15 protein-coding genes are annotated in these 18,926 nt (G+C 65.9%); 4 read left to right on the top strand and 11 right to left on the bottom strand.

Features of this window, described 5'->3' with window-relative positions; genetic code table 11:
• Nucleotides 1–10 precede the first annotated feature (10 nt).
• The 4 genes from BUB09_RS06855 to BUB09_RS06840 all read right to left on the bottom strand — a co-directional run bounded on the left by BUB09_RS06855 (nt 11) and on the right by BUB09_RS06840 (nt 5,241).
• On the bottom strand, nt 11–1,333 hold the full coding sequence (locus BUB09_RS06855) for an ABC transporter permease (protein ID WP_072895985.1): 1,323 nt from the start codon (nt 1,331–1,333) through the stop codon (nt 11–13).
• An 8-nt stretch (nt 1,334–1,341) separates the two neighbouring features.
• A complete protein-coding gene (locus BUB09_RS06850) occupies nt 1,342–2,076 on the bottom strand; it encodes an ABC transporter ATP-binding protein (RefSeq protein WP_072895982.1) in 735 nt (244 codons plus the stop codon).
• A gap of 145 nt (nt 2,077–2,221) precedes the next feature.
• Nucleotides 2,222–3,499, bottom strand: a complete 1,278-nt coding sequence (locus BUB09_RS06845; RefSeq protein ID WP_072895979.1) for an efflux RND transporter periplasmic adaptor subunit — start codon at nt 3,497–3,499, stop codon at nt 2,222–2,224.
• A gap of 152 nt (nt 3,500–3,651) precedes the next feature.
• On the bottom strand, nt 3,652–5,241 hold the full coding sequence (locus BUB09_RS06840) for a helicase HerA-like domain-containing protein (RefSeq protein WP_072895977.1): 1,590 nt from the start codon (nt 5,239–5,241) through the stop codon (nt 3,652–3,654).
• Between the two features lie 220 nt (nt 5,242–5,461).
• Here BUB09_RS06840 and BUB09_RS06835 point away from each other — a divergent pair, with 220 nt between their 5' ends.
• Genes BUB09_RS06835 through BUB09_RS06825 form a run of 3 tightly spaced genes read left to right on the top strand, consistent with a single transcriptional unit; the run spans nt 5,462 to nt 8,986 of the window.
• Nucleotides 5,462–7,441, top strand: a complete 1,980-nt coding sequence (locus BUB09_RS06835) for a PAS domain-containing sensor histidine kinase (protein ID WP_072895974.1) — start codon at nt 5,462–5,464, stop codon at nt 7,439–7,441.
• Between the two features lie 47 nt (nt 7,442–7,488).
• Nucleotides 7,489–8,169: a pyridoxamine 5'-phosphate oxidase gene (gene pdxH / locus BUB09_RS06830; RefSeq protein WP_245793177.1), complete on the top strand. Its 681-nt coding sequence runs from the start codon at nt 7,489–7,491 to the stop codon at nt 8,167–8,169.
• Between the two features lie 25 nt (nt 8,170–8,194).
• Nucleotides 8,195–8,986 (top strand): M48 family metallopeptidase, encoded by a 792-nt coding sequence (locus tag BUB09_RS06825; RefSeq protein ID WP_072895971.1) that lies wholly within the window; start codon nt 8,195–8,197, stop codon nt 8,984–8,986.
• 31 nt (nt 8,987–9,017) lie between these two features.
• On the opposite strand, the gene BUB09_RS06820 is transcribed toward BUB09_RS06825, so the two are convergent.
• From BUB09_RS06820 to BUB09_RS06795, 6 genes are all read right to left on the bottom strand, one after another.
• Nucleotides 9,018–10,031: an ABC transporter ATP-binding protein gene (locus BUB09_RS06820; protein WP_072895968.1), complete on the bottom strand. Its 1,014-nt coding sequence runs from the start codon at nt 10,029–10,031 to the stop codon at nt 9,018–9,020.
• Nucleotides 10,032–10,096: 65 nt separating this feature from the next.
• Nucleotides 10,097–10,396, bottom strand: a complete 300-nt coding sequence (locus tag BUB09_RS06815; protein ID WP_072895964.1) for a hypothetical protein — start codon at nt 10,394–10,396, stop codon at nt 10,097–10,099.
• 67 nt (nt 10,397–10,463) lie between these two features.
• Complete coding sequence (locus BUB09_RS06810) at nt 10,464–10,964, bottom strand: Dps family protein (protein WP_072895961.1); 501 nt, start codon at nt 10,962–10,964, stop codon at nt 10,464–10,466.
• A 116-nt stretch (nt 10,965–11,080) separates the two neighbouring features.
• The gene (locus BUB09_RS06805) at nt 11,081–12,049 is read right to left on the bottom strand and encodes an SDR family oxidoreductase (protein WP_072895958.1); all 969 of its coding nucleotides are present in this window, start codon (nt 12,047–12,049) and stop codon (nt 11,081–11,083) included.
• Between the two features lie 14 nt (nt 12,050–12,063).
• On the bottom strand, nt 12,064–12,915 hold the full coding sequence (locus BUB09_RS06800) for a lysophospholipid acyltransferase family protein (RefSeq protein WP_072895956.1): 852 nt from the start codon (nt 12,913–12,915) through the stop codon (nt 12,064–12,066).
• 206 nt (nt 12,916–13,121) lie between these two features.
• Complete coding sequence (locus BUB09_RS06795; protein ID WP_366486227.1) at nt 13,122–14,885, bottom strand: ABCB family ABC transporter ATP-binding protein/permease; 1,764 nt, start codon at nt 14,883–14,885, stop codon at nt 13,122–13,124.
• 181 nt (nt 14,886–15,066) lie between these two features.
• Between BUB09_RS06795 and BUB09_RS06790 the strand changes: the two genes are divergently transcribed.
• Complete coding sequence (locus tag BUB09_RS06790) at nt 15,067–16,632, top strand: S41 family peptidase (protein WP_084083224.1); 1,566 nt, start codon at nt 15,067–15,069, stop codon at nt 16,630–16,632.
• Between the two features lie 48 nt (nt 16,633–16,680).
• Here BUB09_RS06790 and BUB09_RS06785 read toward each other — a convergent pair whose 3' ends face one another.
• Entirely contained in the window at nt 16,681–18,840 is a 2,160-nt protein-coding gene (locus BUB09_RS06785; RefSeq protein WP_072895946.1) for a RelA/SpoT family protein, read from the bottom strand.
• Nucleotides 18,841–18,926 lie beyond the last annotated feature (86 nt).

The following is an 18,926-nucleotide window of genomic DNA, read 5'->3' as shown; positions in this document are numbered from 1 at the left end:
CGCAGATGCCTTACTGGGATTTGAGCTGCAACGCGGGTACGACCTGCGTGGCACGCCATGTCGGCAACAAGCCGGCAATCACGGCCGCCGCGACCGACAGCAGCACGGACGTCACCAGCATTAACGTGTCCATCCGTGCCAGCGCCTCCAGATCGGGCGACTGCGTGGCCATGATGTGCAGCATCAGGTACGCCAGGGCGACCCCGAGCACGCTGCCGACCAAGCCGAGCGTGCCGGCTTCGATCAGGTACTGCGCAAAGATCTGGGCACGGCTGGCGCCGAGCGCGCGGCGCACGCCGATTTCACCGGCACGCGCGGTGAACTTGGCCAGTAGCAGACCCACCGTGTTGACCAGACACACCGTCAGAAAGCCGAACGCCAGCAGCGTCTGCAAGCGCGTATCGTCGTCGACGACGCCGACGTACGACAGCCAGTCGAGCACGTCGTAGTCGCGGACCGGCTCGGGCCGCTTCAGGCGGCCGCGCTGCTGCTGCTGCGCGACGTAGCCCGCGAGGTATTCGCGCCATTGGCGTCGATCGCTACCTTCGGGCAACTCGACCCAGTAATGCAGGAACGTGCACTCCGACGCGATCAAACCCTTGAATCCGGGTTCGGCATCGGCCTGGCAGCTGACGTTGCCGTTGATGTCCTGCTCGGTGGCGATTGCCGTCGACAGCGGTATGAACAAGTCTTCCTGGTCCGCCAGCCCGGGCCCGCCGCCACGGCCGCCATTTTCCAGCAGATAGAAGCGCGGCAACATCTTCCAGTGATGTAGCACACCGACCACACGCAGCTCGTTGCCGTTGAACTTGAGCGTGCGGCCGATCGAGTTCTCACGACCGTAGAGCTTCTCAGCCATCGTGTCGCTGATGACGACGACGCGCGCTTCGTTACGGTCGTCGTCCGCAGACCACGCGGCCCCTTGAGCAAACTGCGCATCCATCATCGCAAAGAAGTCGCGATCGACGGCAAGACCATCGCCAACGAAGTTCTTCACCCCTTCTTTCTGCGGCTCGACGATGCCGCCGGTGCCGTACAGACCGCTCCGTCGGAGTCCAAATCCACCTTCGCGCAAGGCCCGCACGTCGATCCATGACAGACCACGCGGCCGATACTCTTCTCCCCCGTCGGAGTCGGCTGGGGCGTTATCGAGCGTCAGCGTCAGGATGCGATCGCTCTTCTGCGGAATCGGGTCGGACGACATCATGTACAACACGGTCAGCGTCGACATGCTGGCGGCGACGCCAACAGCGAGCGTGACGATCACCAGCGCCGTCAGCACCGGTGAACGCCGCAGCTGGCGCAAGCCCAGACGTACGTAATAGCCGAACATGGCGCGGCTCAACCGACGGCCGGCGCGGCCGCCGCGGCGCGCGGCGCGATCCGGTCAACCGGCGCATCGGAGCGATCCTCAAAATCGCTGGCCTGGCCGTCCATGATGTGAATGTTGCGGTGCATGCGGCGCGCCAGCTCAGGATCGTGTGTGACCATGACGATGGTCGTGCCTTGTGCGTTGATCTCTTCGAGCATGTTCATTACCTCGCGCGCCATCAACGAATCGAGATTGCCAGTCGGCTCGTCGGCGAACAGGATGCGCGGGCTGCCGGCAAGCGCACGCGCGATGGCGACGCGCTGCTGCTGACCACCCGACAGCTGCGACGGCAGATGCTTGAGTCGCGACGCCAGGCCCACGCGCTCCAGCGCCTCTTTGATGCGCCGGTCGCGCTCGCCACTGGCCAAGCCCCGGTAGCGCAGCGGCACGTCGACGTTGTCGTAGACGTTCAAGTCGGGGATCAGATTGAAGGACTGGAAGATGAAACCGATCTTCACGTTGCGGATCTTGCTGCGCTCACGATCAGACAAGCGCGACACATCCTTGCCGTCGAGCGTGTAGCGACCGCCATCGAAGGTTTCGAGCAGGCCGGCAATGTTCAGGAACGTGGTCTTGCCCGATCCACTGGGACCGGTCACCGCGACAAACTCACCTTCCTCGACCTCCAGGCTCAACGAGCGCAGCGCATGGGTCTGCACCAGATCGGTCCGGTAGATCTTCTGTACACCTTCCATCTTCAGCATCGTGTTGCTCCGATAAGAATGGCTTCTCTCTCTCTGAGAGAAGCCGACCCGAAGGGCCAGATGAGGGCCTTCCAGTCCCATGCGGGTTCGAACCGTCGAGGCCCTCACCCAAGCCCCTCTCCTGTTAGGAGAAGGGTTCACGACATCATCTGATCACCGCACTCGCTGCACGCTCAAAGGCCTCATCGCCGGAGACGACGACCGCGTCGCCTTCCTGCAAGCCCTGCGTGATCTCGACGCGATCGATCGACACGGCGCCGATCGTGATCGGAACGCGCGTGGCCATGTCGTCGCGAACGCGGTACGCGCTCAGACCGCCACCACTGTCGACGAAGCTGCCGCGCGGCAGCTGCAGTACCGCATCGCGCTGGTCGAGCACGATGCGCACCGACACGCGCTGGTTCTGCCGCAGCTCCGGTGGCACCGCCTCGTCGAAAGCGACGCGGCCGGTGACGATGTTGTTGTTGACCTCGGGCGATATCGCGGTCAGGTGCCCGCGCACGGTCTTGCTGCCGACCCGCACTTCGGCCGGCATGCCGATGCCGAGACTGTCGGCGTAGGTTTCGGGTACCTGGATATCGACTTCGAGTCGCGACAGATCGACCACGGTCATCAACGGTGCGTTGGCGGCCACGGCCGCGCGCTGCGCCACGTTCAACGTGCCGATCACGCCGGCCACCGGGGCGACCACGCTCAGATCGGCGACGCGACGGTGCAGGTTGTCGACCAGCAGTTTCTGGCGCTCGACTTCGAGACGCCGCGATTGCAGCTGGAAATCGAGGCTCTGGTTCTTCAGCTTGGTTTCGTCGATGGAATGGGCGTAACGCACTTGCGCCACACGCAGTTCATCGGCGCGCCGATCGACTTCCATCACCGGCAGCACACCGAGTTGGTGTGCGTCCTGCGCTCGCTTGAGTTCGCGTTCGGCGCCTTCGACGCTGACCTTGGCCAGTTCCAGCGTTTGCCGGTTCTGCAGCCGCGTGGTGTCGACGTCGATGCCCTGTTGCGCCAGCGCGGCGCGCAAGCTTTGCAGGTTGGAAGCTTCGCGGGCGTACTCGTTGGTCACTTCGGGGCTGTCGAGGACCGCCAGCAACTGGCCCTGTTCAACGCGCTGGCCGGCTGCCACCTTGAGCGTGACCGTGCCCAGCGCCGGCGCGTACAGCGTCGGGCTGACGGCTGCGACCACGCGGCCCTGCGCCGACAGATCCGACACGAACGGCGCGCGCGTCACCGTGGCGATGCGCAGCCGCTCCGCTGCCACCGAGCGCTGTGCACCACCCAGCACGGCACTGATCGCCCAGATGATCAATCCGGCGCTGACCAACACGACCAGCGCCATCGGCAGCCATCGCCGACGGCGAGGCTCGACAGGGACGTCCTGAGCGGAAGTGTCGCGGATGGTGCCGGAGAGCGGTGCGTTCATGCCGCTTCAATGGCAAGGCCCGTGCAAACATCGCTGGCCGCTCTCAGGTGGCTGTTTTAGTTGCGATTATGGCCTTCGGCGATGCATCGACCGCGCGCTTCGGCAGTGTCCGCGGACAGCGGCGGACACGCGTGGTGTCCGCCGTCGGCGCCTCAGCGGCGCAAGCTTCCCAGCAGGCCGCGAATCAACTGCCGGCTGATCTCACGGCCCAGCCCGCTGGACAAGCTACGCACCGCACTTTTGACCACGGTGTCGGCGACGCTGTCGCGACCACGGCCACGACCCGCGCCAGCGCCAGCGCCGCCGCGACCGGCGCCGCCACCGCCACCGCCACCACCACCACCACCACCACCACCACCGCGACGGCCGGCTTGCGCCGGCTTGCCCCAGGCCTGTTCCACGTCACGCTTCCAGTCGTTGCCGCCCGCTGGCGTGCGTGTGGCTTCGTCGTCAGGGATCGAAGCTGCGGCGCCACGCTGCGCCAGCATCTCGTAGGCTGATTCGCGGTCGATCGCCTCGTCGTAGCGGCCGAGCAGCGGACTGGCAGCGAGCAGCGCCGCACGTGTCGCGTCGTCGATCGCACCGATCGCCGACCGTGGCGGGCGGATCAGCGTGCGCTCGACGCGGCTGGGCACGCCGCCTTCGCCGAGCGTCGACACCAGGGCTTCGCCGACGCCCAGCTCGGTGATGACGGTCGCCACGTCCAGTGTCGGGTTGGCGCGGAAGGTCTCGGCGGCGGCCCGTACGGCCTTTTGATCACGCGGCGTGAACGCGCGCAGCGCGTGCTGGACCCGGTTGCCGAGCTGGCCGAGCACGGTCTCGGGCAGGTCCAGCGGGTTCTGCGTGACGAAGTAGATGCCAACGCCCTTGGAGCGAATCAGGCGGATCACCTGCTCGACCTTGCCGACCAGCGCAGGGCTTGCGTCCTTGAACAACAAATGCGCTTCGTCGACGAACAGCACCAGTCGCGGCTTGTCGGCATCGCCGGCTTCGGGCAGTTGCTCATACAACTCGCTGAGCAGCCACAGCATCACGGCCGCGTACAGCTTTGGCTGCAGAAATAGCCGGTCGGCGTCCAGCAGGTGGACCCAGCCGCGCCCCTGCGGGTCGACGCGCAGCAGGTCGTGCAAGTCGAGCGCCGGCTCGCCGAAGAACTGACCGGAGCGGTCGCCATCCAGGCCCAGCAACGCGCGCTGGATCGCCGCGACCGACGCGCTGCTGACGAGGCCATATTCGGCACCCAGCGCCTTGGCGTCAGTGGCGATGTGTTGCAGCAGCGCGCGCAGGTCCTTCAAGTCGAGCAGCAGCAGCCCATGATCGTCGGCGTAGCGGAACGCCAGCGTCAGCACCGACGCCTGTACGTCGGACAGCTCCAGCAGCTGCGCCAGCAGCAAGGGACCCAGGTCGCTCACGGTGGCGCGCAGCGGGTGGCCACGCTCCCCGTACACGTCCCAGAACACCGTGGGACAGGCCTGCGGCGCCCAGTCGGCCGCGCCGGCGCGCTGGGCACGCGCCATGATCTTGTCGCTGGGAACGCCGGGGCGACCGATCCCCGACAGGTCGCCCTTGATGTCGACCGCCAGAACAGGCACGCCGATCTGCGAAAAACCTTCTGCAAGCACCTGAAGCGTGAGCGTTTTTCCGGTCCCGGTCGCCCCGGCGATCAAGCCGTGGCGGTTGGCGTAACGCGGGTCCAGCACTTGCAGGGAGCTGGCTTGGCCAATCAATAAACGCATATCCATGTGGGGTCTTGAACAGGAGGTTCGAGGAAGCCGGTCACCGGTTGGGGTGAACGCAGGGGCGCACGTCACGAGCCTAGCAGCAGAACTGGGTAGCCGGTGCCACCGCTGGTGGTCGACAAGCTTTAAAGTCCGGCTGCCTATCGGCGCAAGGCGCCGCCAGACGCACCGCCGCTCAGAACCGAACTTCATCACCTGCCCTGCCGACGCCCGGTAACCCGACGTGAAGCTGAAGTACTACTTTGCCGCCGCCGTGATCGCCGCCAGCGCGCTGGTGTCGGCCGTGATTCTCGGCTGGGTCGAAGGCAATGCCGCCACGCTGGCCGCGCTGTCGCTCCCGCTGTTTCTGATCGGCACCGCAGCAGCCTGGTTTCTCGATGCACTCGATCGTCGCTTATCCGACTTGTCGCAAACGGCACGATCACTGGCGGCACCAACACGAGCGCAAGCCGCCGAGCTGGCACGGACTGACGACTCGGTGACGGTGATCGCCCGCTCGCTCGACGGCGTGCAGCAGCGCATGACCGAGCTTCAAACGCGCTTTGAACAGCAGCGCGCCATTGCCGAACACGCGCCCGACGCGATGTGGGTGCTGCACGTCGAAAGCGGCACCGTGGCCGACGTCAATCAGAGCTTCGTCGATCTGTGCGGCATTCCGCGCGAGCAGATCATCGGCGTCACGCCACGCGTGTTCGGCCCTCGGCTGCAAGCCGACGGCACGCCGTCGGCCGACTTTCTGCGCACCTTGATCCAGCATTCGCTCGCCGGCGAGCGCGTGATCACGACCTGCACCTTGCTGACCGGCAACGGCGAGCGCGTCGCCTGCGAGGTGCGCGCCGCCAAGCTGCCGTCGCTACCCGGCCGCACGCTGCTCGGCGGTACGATCATCGACATCAGCGACCGGTTGGCGGCGGAACGTCTGGCAGCGGATCGGCTGGCATTCGAGGCGCTGATCTCGCGGCTGTCGACCGAAATGATCACCTACGATTCACGACAGATCGACGAGGGCATCGCCCACGCGCTGGAAGAAGTCGGCCGCCTGATGCAGGCCGACCGCTGCACCGTCTGGCTGTACCAGGATGCAGGACAGACGATGCGCGGGTCGCATGAGTGGCACGCGCCCGACGTCGCTGCGCCGCGCGACTACACCGAGCCCACATCGATCGGTCACTTTGCGTGGACACAGTCGTTTCTGCAGCGCGGCGAGATCGTCAACGTGGCGCGCGTATCCGACCTTCCCGACGAGGCCGATCACGAGCGCCGGCTGTGGGCGGAGTCGGGCATCAAGTCGATCGTGCTGGTGCCGCTGCGCCCGCCGCCGAGCGTGCCGGGTGTGGTCAGCTTTGAATGGATCGACCGCGAGCGCGTCTGGCCACCGGAGCTGGTATTTTTGCTGACCGTGTTCGGCGAAATGGTCAGCAACCTGCTGTCGCGGCAAGTGGTCGAACGCGAGCTGGCGCGGCAGCGGGAAACGCTGGAACGCAGCATCGCCGAGTTGACGCGCAGCAACTCCGAACTGCAACGCTTCGCCTATGCCGCCTCGCACGACCTGCAAGAGCCACTGCGCGCGATCAGCGGGTTTTCAGACCTGCTGACGCGCCGCTACAAGGGCCGCATCGACGCCACCGCCGACGAATACCTGGACTTCGTCCGCGACGCCGCCGGTCGCATGCGCGGCATGATCACGCACTTGCTCGATTATTCGCGGATCGACGCCAGCCCGCGGCCGTTCGAAGTCTGCGACCTCACCGCCGTGCTGAGCCTGGCGCTGGCGAATCTGCACGCGTCGATCGAAGAACTCGATGCGCGCATCGACCATGACCCGCTGCCGTCGGTGATGGGCGATCCGTCCCAGCTGCTGCAGTTGCTGCAGAACCTGATCAGCAACGCAATCAAGTTTCACAGCGACGCACCGCCGCATGTGCGCATTGAATGCCGTCGAGAGGGCGACCAGTGGTGCATCGCCGTGCGCGACAACGGCATTGGCATCCGTCATGAAGATGCCGAGCGCATCTTCGAAGTGTTCAAGCGGCTGCACGCGGCCGACCGCTATCCGGGCAGCGGCATCGGGCTGTCGGTGTGCAAGCGCATCATCGAGCGCCACCGTGGCCAGATCCGCGCCTGGCCCAACGAGGACGGCGTCGGCACCACGCTGAGCTTCACGCTGCCGGTGCGCTCGGGTACGGCGGACGCCATCGCGTAGCGGCATCAGCCGCCATCCAGGCCGGTTTCAGTACACTCTGCGCCCCGGTGGCCGACACCGTCGCCGCCCGCTACGAGCCGCCGCAAGTCCCCATGCCGAATACCGCCCAGCAATACACCCGCAACCCGCCGCTGAATGAATCGGACCTGCTGCCCGAGCCGCTCGATCAGCTGCAAGCCTGGCTGGCCGACGCGCAAAACGCCGGCATGATCGAGCCGGGCGCGATGACGCTGGCCACCGTCGGCGATGACGGCCGCCCGTCGGCGCGCGTGGTGCTGTGCAAGGGCTTCAGCGACGGCGGCATCTGCTTCTATACCAACTACGCAGGCCGCAAGGGCCGTGAGTTGAGCGCCAATCCCGAAGCCGCACTGGTGTTCTGGTGGGACAAGCTCGAACGCCAGGTGCGGCTCGAAGGCCCGGTCGAGCGCATGAGCCGCGAGGAGTCGCTGGCTTACTTCCGCAGCCGCCCGCGTGAATCCCAGCTTGGCGCCTACAGCTCGCAGCAGTCGGCCATCGTCGCCACGCGCGAAGAGCTCGACGCCCGGATGCTCGCCCACGACGAGGCCTTTGCCGGCCAGGACATCCCGCTGCCGGAGCACTGGGGCGGGTTCCGGCTGCGACCGCGCGCCGTGGAGTTCTGGCAGGGCCGCAGCGGCCGCATGCATGACCGCCTGCGCTACGTCCGAAACGAAACCGCGTCCTGGCGTGTCGAACGCCTCGAACCCTGATCCTTACCGTTGCCCCGGAGGCTGCATGTCCGCACGTCTACTGAGCTTGTTGCTACTGATCACCTTGGTCGCCGCCTGCGCGACCTCGCCACTGGGCCGACGCCAGCTCAAGCTGGTGTCCGACTCCGAAATCAGCAAGATGGGTATCACCTCGTTCACCGAACTCAAGCAGAAGACCCCGGCGACCAAGGACACCCGAGAAGCGGCTTACGTGCAGTGCGTCGCCGGTGCGATCACCCGCGTGATTCCGCAGATGCAGTGGGACGTGGTCGTGCCGCCGGCTTGGGAAGTGGTGACCTTCGACAGCAAGGACGTCAACGCGTTTGCACTGCCGGGCGGCAAGATCGGCGTCTACACCGGGCTGCTGAAAGTCGCCACGACGCAAGATCAGCTGGCCGCGGTGATCGGCCATGAAGTGACGCACGTGCTGGCCGGCCATTCCGCCGAGCGCGTGTCCTCCAACGCGGTCGGACAACTCGGCACCGCGGTGGCATCGGCCTACACCGGCATCGACGCCAATTCGCTGAGCATGGCGACGCAGACGCTGTTTCTGCTGCCGTACTCGCGCAGCCACGAAAGCGAAGCCGACCTGCTGGGCATGGACCTGATGGCGCGCGCGGGTTTTGATCCGAGCGCGGCGATCACGCTGTGGCAGAACATGGCCGCCGCGTCGGGCGGGCAAGCGCCGCCGCAGATGATGTCGACGCATCCGTCCAACCAGACGCGCATTCGCGACCTGAGCAACCGGCTGCCGATGGATGCGCCGATCTATCAGCAGGCCAGGGCCAGCGGTATTCGCCCCAACTGCTCGCGCTGAACGCGCGTCGCGCCGTGTGGTGCCGTGCCGCTCAGACCGGCGCGGCCATGCCGACGAAGTGACACGCCGCGTAGCCGCCGTGGGCGACGCGGCGCAGCGTCGGCATCGAGCGGTTGCAGGTTTGATCCGCCATCGGGCAGCGCGTAACGAACACGCAGCCCGGCGGCGGGCTCAGCGGATCGGGTACTTCGCCGTCCAGCGCCGGGCGCGCGTACTCGGCCGGTAGCGACAGATCATCAGGCGGCATCGCGGCCAACAGCGCCCGCGTATAGGGATGCACGGCTTGCTGGAACAGCACGTCGCGCGTGGCTTGTTCCATGATGCGGCCGAAGTACATCACCAGAATCCGCTGCGACACATGCCGGACGACGGCCATGTCGTGCGCGATGAAGATCATCGCCAGACCGTACTCGGCTTGCAGCTCGGTCAGCAGGTTGATGATCTGCGCTTGCACCGACACGTCGAGCGCCGACACCGGCTCATCGCAGATCAGCACGCGCGGCTTGACGATCAGCGCGCGGGCAATGCCGACTCGCTGCGCCTGCCCACCGGACAGCTCATGCGGAAAGCGGTCGGCGTGCTCGGGCGACAGACCAACGCGGTCGAGCATCGCCAGCATCCGCGCGGTGCGCTCGTTCTTGCCAAGCTCCGGAAACAACGCGCGCAGCGGCTCTTCGACGATGCGGCCGACGCGGTGGCGCGGATTGAGGCTGGACTGCGGGTCCTGAAACACCAGCTGGATATCGCGGCGCAGCCGGCGCCACAGCTTGGGGTCGAGCTTGGCGAGGTCGACCGTATGGCCGTCACGCGTGGTGTATTCGATCGCGCCGGACGTGGCCTTTTGCAGCCCCGCCAATGTGCGCGCGATGCTCGACTTGCCGCTGCCCGACTCGCCGACGATGCCGATCGTCTCGCCGGCGTGCAGGTTGAAGTCGACGCTGTCGACGGCCTTGGCTACGCCTCCGCGACGCCACGGCAGCCAGCTGCGCAGCGGGTAATGGACTTTGAGTCGACGGACGGCCAGCAGCGGGGAACGGTCATTCACCCGAGCATTTTACGTTGCGGCGAGGCCGCTCACGTAGTCACAAACGACGAAGCTGCAAAAAAGCTTCAGCGGGTCGTGGCAGACGGTACGGTCAGGCGCATCACGTCTTCGACCGTCGTGGCACCGGTGGCCTGAATCTCCTCGCGCGTGACGACCTGACCGGCTGCGTTGACACAGCCATTGCGGGAGCGCAGGCGCGATCCGGTTTTCAGGCACGGTCGACTCGGTTCAGCCGCTGCATCCGCAGCCGGCGTCGACGCCGCAGAGGCAGACGTGGTGGCAGCGGCGGGTGGTTCCGTCGCCGTTGCCAGCGGCGCGAGCGCCAGCATCGACAGCGTCAGCAACAAGGTCGGTAGCGGTTTCATCACGCAAACTCCAGCGGGTGGCCAAGCGGCCCGGTACGCATCGCACCGGGCCCGAGGCGCGTTCGGCTTATTCCAGCAGGCTGCGCAGCATCCACGCGGTCTTTTCGTGCAGCTGCATGCGCTGCGTCAGCAAGTCGGCGGTCGGCTCGTCGCTGACTTCGTCGGCCAGCGGGAACAAGCTGCGCGCGGTACGCGTCACCGTCTCGTGGTCGGCAACCAGATTGCGCACCATCGACATCGCGTCGGGCACGCTGCGGTCTTCCTTCACCGCCGCCAACTCGGCGTACTGGCTGTAGGAGCCCGGCGCCGGGAAGCCCAGTGCGCGGATGCGCTCGGCCACCAGATCGACGGCCAGCGCCGCTTCGGTGTACTGGGTTTCGAACATCAGGTGCAGCGTGTTGAACATCGGACCGGTGACGTTCCAATGGTAGTTGTGCGTCTTCAGGTACAGCGTGTACTCGTCGGCGAGCAGTCGCGACAGGCCGTCGGCGATCGCCTGGCGGTTGTCCTTGGGAATGCCGATGTCCACCTTCGGGGCCTTGCTGGCCGGGCGGTCCTTCTTGCTCATCTGGTTCTCCTTTCAGGTCGCGTGACGGCCAGCATAAACAGCTGCAGTCGATTATCGAAGTGAAAGTTTTATGCGGCCGCGATTGCCAGCGTCTATGGGCTGGCGCGCAGACACTCTCAACCGGCCGGCAACTTCTGCCGCCGGTAATAGCTGAAGATGTCGTTCAGGTTGCGCTTCGGCCGCCAGTCGAATGCTTCGCGGAACAGCTTGCCGTCGATGACAACCGGGTACTTGAAGAAGTCGATCATGTACGCCGGGAAGAACGCATTCCAGTTGAGCAGGTTGCTGACCATGCGCGGGATCGCCGGCGGCACGGACAGGATCGGCAAGCGGCGGCAGCCGCTCTGCTCGACTGCGTCCTGATACGCAATCCAGTCATCCGGCGCCACGTTGTAGATGCCGGGCTTGTTCTGCTCGAACGCGACCTTGATCGCATCGGCCATGTCGTCGACGTGCAGGAACTGCATCATCGGCGAGAAGCCGACCAGCACCGGCACCATGGGCCGCGCCAGCAGGATCGACATCGTGTTGCGCACGCCCGGCCCCAGCACCGTGCAGGGCCGCAGGATCGTGATGTTCAGCTCCGGGTGCTTCCACAGGAAGATGTTCGCCAGCGATTCAAGCTCGACCGAGTCGACCAGCTCCTGCGTGACTTCGGAGGCTTTCAGCGGCTGGTCTTCGTCGAGCAGCGCCGGGTTGTACGCGGTGGCGCCGTACACCAGGAACGTGCTGTGCACGATGATCTGGCCCACGCCGTAGCGCTTGGCCAGCTCCAGCAGCTTCTTCATGCCCAGCACGTTGGCGTTGTAGCGCCGGTGCCGATCGGACTCGTGAGCAAAGATGCGGCCGATGTGGATGATCGCGTCAATTTTGTGGCTACGAAACACATCCTCGAAGTCGCGCTTATGCGTTTCGACGCGGTACGACGGGATGCCGCCGTCCAGATCGACCTTGTGGCGGAAGTCGACCGCGATCACGTTGTAGGTCGGGTGCAAGCGTGCGATCACGCGCTTGGCCAGCGAGCCGGCGGCGCCGGTGACCAGCACCGTCTTGGCGGTCGCGGCGGGTTTCTTGCGGGCAGCCATCGTCCTGGGGTTCCTTAAAAGATTTGGGTGCGCTGCTTCAGGCCCACGTCGATCAAGCCGCGGATCGCGTCCTTGACCTCCTCGACCCGTTGCTCGACCTCGTCTTCGCGCGTCACGCAGCCAGTGAACCGCATCGGCTTGCCAAAGTTCAGATAGACCCGCGCCGGCAGCGGCATCAGCGGCCCGATCGGGAAGTACGGAATGCCCAGCAACTTGGCCAACGGCCAGAAGTTGAGCAGCGACGGCATGGTTTCTTCGCAGCCGACGACGCCGACCGGGACGATCGGCACGTTCTGCGTCATCGCCATGTGCATGAAGCCGTGGCCGAAGCGCTGCAGCTCGTAGCGCTTGGCGTAGGGCTTGCCCGAGCCGCGCACACCCTCGGGAAACACGATCAGCAGCTCTTCGGCGTCGAGCATCTTGACCGCATTCAGCGGATCGCCGATCACCGAACCCCACGCCGCCAGCAGATTGCCGACCCAGGGCACGGTCGGGAAAAACCGCTCGATCATCGAGCGCGGCACGCGCGGCCCGTGATCATTGGTGGCCACGGCCACCGAAATCATCATGCCGTCCATCGGCAACTGCCCCGAATGGTTGGCGATCAACAACACGCGCCCCTTGGCCGGGATGTTCTCCAGGCCCGTCGAGGTCACGCGGAAATAGTGGTCGTACAACAGCTTGGCGATGCCGAGCCCGACCTTGGCCTGCGATTCGTTGTAGCCCCAGGGGTCGTAGCCGAAGCTGCCGACCGGCTTGGGCATTCGCGCCATCCAAGCATCGATTTCGGGGGTCACGACCCGGCTCAGCAGGGATTCCTTCAGAGCGTCCGGGCTCAGTAATTTCAACGATTCGCGCAGATTCATGGTGGGCTTCGTAGCGTCCTTGCGACGCCCGGCGACGTTAAGTCAATTTGCCGGCCAGGAGAAGAGCATCTGATCGTAGAATCTGTATTACCAATCAACGTGATGCGTGGGTCAGCGCTCGTTCAGTGCCGCCGACATGCGATTGCGGCAGACGAGGCGCTCCGTCGCCCAGCCAGCCCTCGCTCAGCGAGAACCGAGGCAGACCGTCAGGCCGGCTGCAAGCTCGGCGGGTGGATCGGGTCGGATCGCTCGCTCTGCTGCAAGCGCCACAGGCCGGCGTAGGCGCCGCCGGCAGCGAGCAGTTGTTCGTGGCGGCCGCGTTCGATAACGCGGCCTTGGTCGAGCACGACGATCTCGTCAGCGTGGGTGATCGTCGACAGACGGTGGGCGATGACCAACGTCGTGCGGCGGGCCGCCACTTCTTCGATCGCGGCCAGGATTGCGCGTTCGGACACCGAGTCGAGCGACGAGGTGGCCTCGTCGAAGATCAGGATCGCCGGGTTCTTCAGCAGCGCGCGGGCGATGGCCACGCGCTGCTTTTCGCCGCCGGACAGCTTCAAGCCGCGCTCGCCGACCGGGGTGTCGTAGCCCTGCGGCAGTTGCGCGATGAATGACTCCAGGTGCGCCAGTCGCGCGGCCTGTTCGACCTCGTCGCGGCTGGCGCCCGGGCGGCCGTATTGCAGGTTGTAGAACAGCGTGTCGTTGAACAGCACGGTGTCCTGCGGCACCACGGCGATGGCAGCACGCAGGCTGGCCTGGCTGAAGCCGCGCAGGTCCTTGCCGTCGATCAGGATGCCACCGGCATCGGGGTCGTAGAAGCGAAACAGCAGCCGCGCCAACGTGCTCTTGCCGGCCCCGCTGGCACCGACGACGGCGACGGTCTTGCCGGCCGGTATCTCGAAGCTGACGCCGTTGAGGATGCGGCGGTCGTCGTGATAACCGAACTGCACGTTGTCGAAGCGCACCGACGGTGAGCCAACCTGCAGCTCGCTAGCGTCGGCCGCGTCCTGCACCTTGGGACGGATGTTCAGCAGGCCGAACATGCGGTTCATGTCGGTCAGCGCGCGGCGGATTTCGCGGTAGACGAAGCCGAGGAAGTTCAGCGGGATGAACAGTTGGATCACGTAGGCGTTGATCGCGACGAAGTCGCCCAGGCTCATCGCGCCCGACACCACGCGCGACGCGGCCAGCACCATCATCAGCGTCAGGCTGCCGGCCACGATCAGCGACTGGCCGACATTGAGCGCGCCCAGTGACATGCGGTTTTGCTGCTGTGCCGATTCCCACTCGGCCAGAAAGCGGTCGTACTCGGCCGCTTCGTGCGCCTCGTTGCCGAAGTACTTGACCGTCTCGTAGTTCAGCAGCGAGTCCACGGCCCGCGTGTTGGCGCGTGAATCGAGCTGGTTGGCGGCGCGGATGAAGCGCGTGCGCCACTCGGTGACGACCACCGAAAACGCCACGTAGATCGCCACCGATAGTGCGGTGATGATCGCGAACGCCGGGCCATAGGCCCACAGCAGGATACCGGCGACCATCAGCAGCTCGAGAATCGTCGGCAGGATGTTGAACAGCATGAAGCGCAACAGGAAGCTGATGCCGGCGACGCCGCGCTCGATGTCGCGCGACAGGCCGCCGGTGCGGCGGCTCAGGTGGAAGTCCAGATCCAGCGCGTGCAGGTGGCGGAACACTTGCAGCGCACTGCGGCGCACGGCGCGTTCGGCAACGCGGCCGAACACCACGTCGCGCAACTCGCCCATCAGCACGTTGACGAAGCGCAGCGCGCCATAAGCCAGCAACAAGGCCAGCGGCACGGCGACGAGCGCGGCGCGCGTGCCGTCGAGGTCGTCAACCAGGTGCTTGAGTACCAGCGGCAAGGTCACGCCGGACAGCTTGGCGACCACCAGGCAGGCCATCGCCAACGCGATGCGGCCGGGGTAGTCGCGCAGATGCGGCAGCAGCGCCGGCAGCATCCGCCAGTCGGCGGCCGGTTCGGGCTCGCCGGGGCGAGAGACCACTTCGGGGGTGCGGTTACGGCGGGGCATCCCTCATTGTACGGGCTGCTTCACACCACCCGTCGCTCGATACCGCGCAACGACCGGCGCGGGGCACTAATCTTGACGACACGACCCGTCACCTCATGCCCGGATCACCATGCGCTGCTCATTGCCGTCACCCTTGCGTACCCCACTGCTGCTGCTCGCGTCGTCGGTGCTGCTGGCCGCTTGCGGCGGCGGGGGATCGTCCGGATCGTTTGCCGGCTCGAATCTGACGCTGTGGGAACAACGCACCGCGCAGTCGGACAAGATCGCCGCGATCTGCGCGGTGCCGCGCACCGGAGTCGACCCGTTCAACAACAACCGGCCCTACCCCGACCGCAGCGGCACGCTGGCCGATGAGCGCAACTGGGTACGCACCTACATGGACGAGGTGTATCTCTGGTACCGCGAGATTCCGTTCGTCGATGCCGGCAACTACACCGCCGCCGAGTACGGCGGCAGCGTGACCGATGCGCTGGACGCGTACTTCCAGGCGCTGAAAACACCGCAGATCGTCGACGACCGGCCCAAGGACGGCTTCAGCTTCACGTTCCCGACCGACGAGTGGCGCGCGCTGTCACAAGGCGGCGTCAGCGTCGGCTACGGCATGCAAGTGGCACTGCTCGCCACGCGGCCGCCGCGTGAAGCACGGATCGCCTACACCGACCCCAACACGCCAGCGGCAGCCGCGTCGATTGCGCGCGGCGGCGCGATCCTGGCCATCGACGGCGTGGATCTGGTCAACGACAGCAGCGACGACGGCGTCGACACGCTCAATCGCGGCTTGTTTCCGTCGACCGAGGGCGAGCGCCACACGTTCACGATCCGCGATCTGGGCAGCGACAGCACCCGCGACGTGACGCTGTCAGCGCAAGTGGTCACCTCGACGCCGGTGCAGAACGTGTTGACGCTCGATACCGCCAGCGGCCGCGTCGGCTATCTGCTGTTCAACGACCACATCGCCACGGCCGAAGGCCAGTTGCTGCGCGCGATCACGCAGCTGCGCGACGCCGGCGTCAGCGACCTGGTGCTCGACCTGCGCTACAACGGCGGCGGCTTTCTGGATATCGCCAGCGAGCTGTCGTTCATGATCGCCGGCGATACGCGCACGCGCGGCAAGACCTTCGAGCGGCTGTCGTTCAACGACAAGAATCCGCTGGCGCGTGCGTCCGACGTCGCCACGCCGTTCCATAGCAGCACGCAGGGCTTCGACCGCAGCGTGGCCGAAGGCACCCCGCTGCCGACGCTCAACCTGCCGCGCGTGTTCGTGCTGATCGGCGACGGCACCTGCTCGGCCAGCGAGGCGATCATCAACGGCTTGCGCGGCGTCGACGTCGACGTCGTTCTGATCGGCGACACGACCTGCGGCAAGCCGTACGGCTTTTATGCGCAGGACAACTGCGGGCTGTCGTACTTCGCCATCGAGTTCGCCGGGGTCAACAACAAGGGCTTTGGCGACTATGCCAACGGCTTTGTGCCGGGATGCATCGTCGCCGATGATTTCACGGCCGCACTCGGCAATCCGCAGGAAGACTTACTGGCAACGGCGCTGCGCTATCGCGACGTCGGCAACTGCGGCAGTGCAACGCGGCCCAGCAGCGCCGACGGCGCGAACACTCGCCCGGTGACGCTGCTGCGCTCGCCGCTGCGCGAGAACGCCTACCGCGCGATACCGCGCTGAGGCCGCGCCGCTGTCACCGGTGCCGTTGCGCCGGTGACGGCAACAGGATCAGCTGCGCGTCACCTTCTCGACGCCGTCGAGGCGGTGCAGGCGGCGCATCACATGCGCCAGATGCACGCGGGAACGCACGGTGATCACGAAGCGCATCTCGATGGTTTCGCCGCCGGCACGATCGGGCATCTGCACGTTTTCGATGCTCGATTCGCTGCTGGTGATTTCGGCCGTGACCCGCGCCAGCAAGCCGCGCATGTTCTGCGCGTGGACGCGCAGCTCGCTCAGGTAGTCGCCCTGGACCTTGTCGGACCAGATCAGCGGCACCCAGTCCTGCGGACGCGCCTTGGCGTGCTTGCAGTCGATGCGATGAATCACGATGCCGCGGCCGACGCTGACGTTGCCGCGAATTTCGTCGCCCGGAATCGGACGACAGCAGCGTGCGTAGTCGACGACCAGGCCTTCGGTGCCTTCGATCGCCAGCGGCGCCGCCTTGCTGGTTTCGGCGTCCGGCGAGTTCTGGTCGGGCAAGAAATGCCGGGCGACCAGCGGCGCGAGGCGCTCGCCGGTACCGATGGCCGCGTACAGTTCTTCGACGTCCTTGAGCCCGTAAGCCTTCAGCACCGGTTCGGCAGCATCTTCGCGAAGCTTGGCCAGCGGCACGCCCAAGTCGCGCATCGCGATTTCGATCAGGCGCCGGCCCAGGCGCACGGCCTCGTCTTCGCGCTGGTTGCGCAGGAAGTTGCGGATATGGCTGCGCGCCTTGGCGGTCTTGACGAAGTTGAGCCAGGCCGCATTCGGACGGGCGTGGCGCGCGGTGATGATCTCGACCGTCTGGCCACTCTTGAGCGGCGTGTTCAGCGGCTCCAGGCTGCCGTCGATGCGCGCGGCGACGCAGCGGTCGCCCAGCTCGGAATGAACTGAATACGCGAAGTCGACCGACGTGGCGCCACGCGGCATCCGGCGGATCAGCCCCTTGGGCGTGAACACGTAGACCTCGTCCGGGAACAGGTCGACCTTGACGCCTTCGATGAATTCCAGCGAGCCGGCCGTGCCCAGTTCGTCGAACAGGCTGCGCAGCCACTCGTTGGCACGCACTTGCGGCGCCGACGCACCGTCCTTGCTGCCGAGCTTGTATTGCCAGTGCGCGGCGATGCCCGAGTCGGCGATGTGGTGCATCTCGCGCGTGCGGATCTGCACTTCGATCTTGTGACCTTCGGGGCCGATACAGGTCGTGTGCAGACTCTGGTAGCCGTTGGCCTTGGAATTGGCGATGTAGTCGTCAAACCCGCCCGGCACCGGCTTGTAGACGTGGTGCACCACGCCGAGCGCGCGATAGCAGTCGTCGACCTTGGCCACGACGATGCGAAAGCCGAGCAGGTCCATCACCTGCAGCAGACGCATCTTCTTGCGGCGCATCTTCTGGTAGATGCTGTAGATGTTCTTTTCACGACCGACCACGGTCGCGCCGATGCCTTCGTCGCGCAGCGCCTTGGCAAGCTTGCTTTCGACGCCGCGAATCAAATCACGTGAATCGCCGATCTGGTCGTCGATGGCGCGTTCGAGCACGCGATGGCGCTCGGGATACATGTTGGCGAAGGCCAGATCTTCGAGCTGCGTGCGAATCGTGTTGATGCCGAGCCGCTGCGCGATCGGGGCGTAGATCTGCAGCGTTTCCTTGGCGACGCGGCGCCGCTTTTCGGGGTCGCGTGCGCCGAGCGTGCGCATGTTGTGCAGACGGTCGGCGAGCTTGACCAGAATCACGCGCAGGTCCTGCGTCATCGCCAGCAACAGCTTGCGGAAGCTTTCGGCCTGCAGCTCGGCGCGCGACAGGCCCTCGACCTTTTCGATCTTGGTGACGCCTTCGACGATGCTCGCCACATCCTTGCCGAACACCATCGCGACACGCTCGGGCGACACTTCGGTGTCTTCGACGACGTCGTGCAGGATCGCCGCCATCAGCGTCGTGGCGTCCATCCGCATTTCGGCGAGGATCCGCGCCACCGCCAACGGGTGGTAGATGTACGGCTCGCCCGAGCTGCGGTTCTGCCCGGCGTGATACTTCGCACCAAACTCGTAGGCGCGGCGGACATCGGCAATCTGGTCTTCGGGCAGGTACTCGTCGAGCACCTTGACCAGCGCTTCGATGCCGAACTCGCGCACAACGCTGCGCGTGCGCAAGGCCGAGCTGAGACGATTGATTACCGGAAGATCCATGGCTCGACTATAACAATCCCGTCACGTTCCGTAAGACCCGCTCGAAAGACCCAACACCGCCGATGACCCCGCCCGCAACCACCGCA

This window comes from Hydrocarboniphaga daqingensis (assembly GCF_900129825.1).
Taxonomy (GTDB): domain Bacteria; phylum Pseudomonadota; class Gammaproteobacteria; order Nevskiales; family Nevskiaceae; genus Hydrocarboniphaga; species Hydrocarboniphaga daqingensis.
This window is presented reverse-complemented; position numbering and strand designations above follow the sequence as displayed.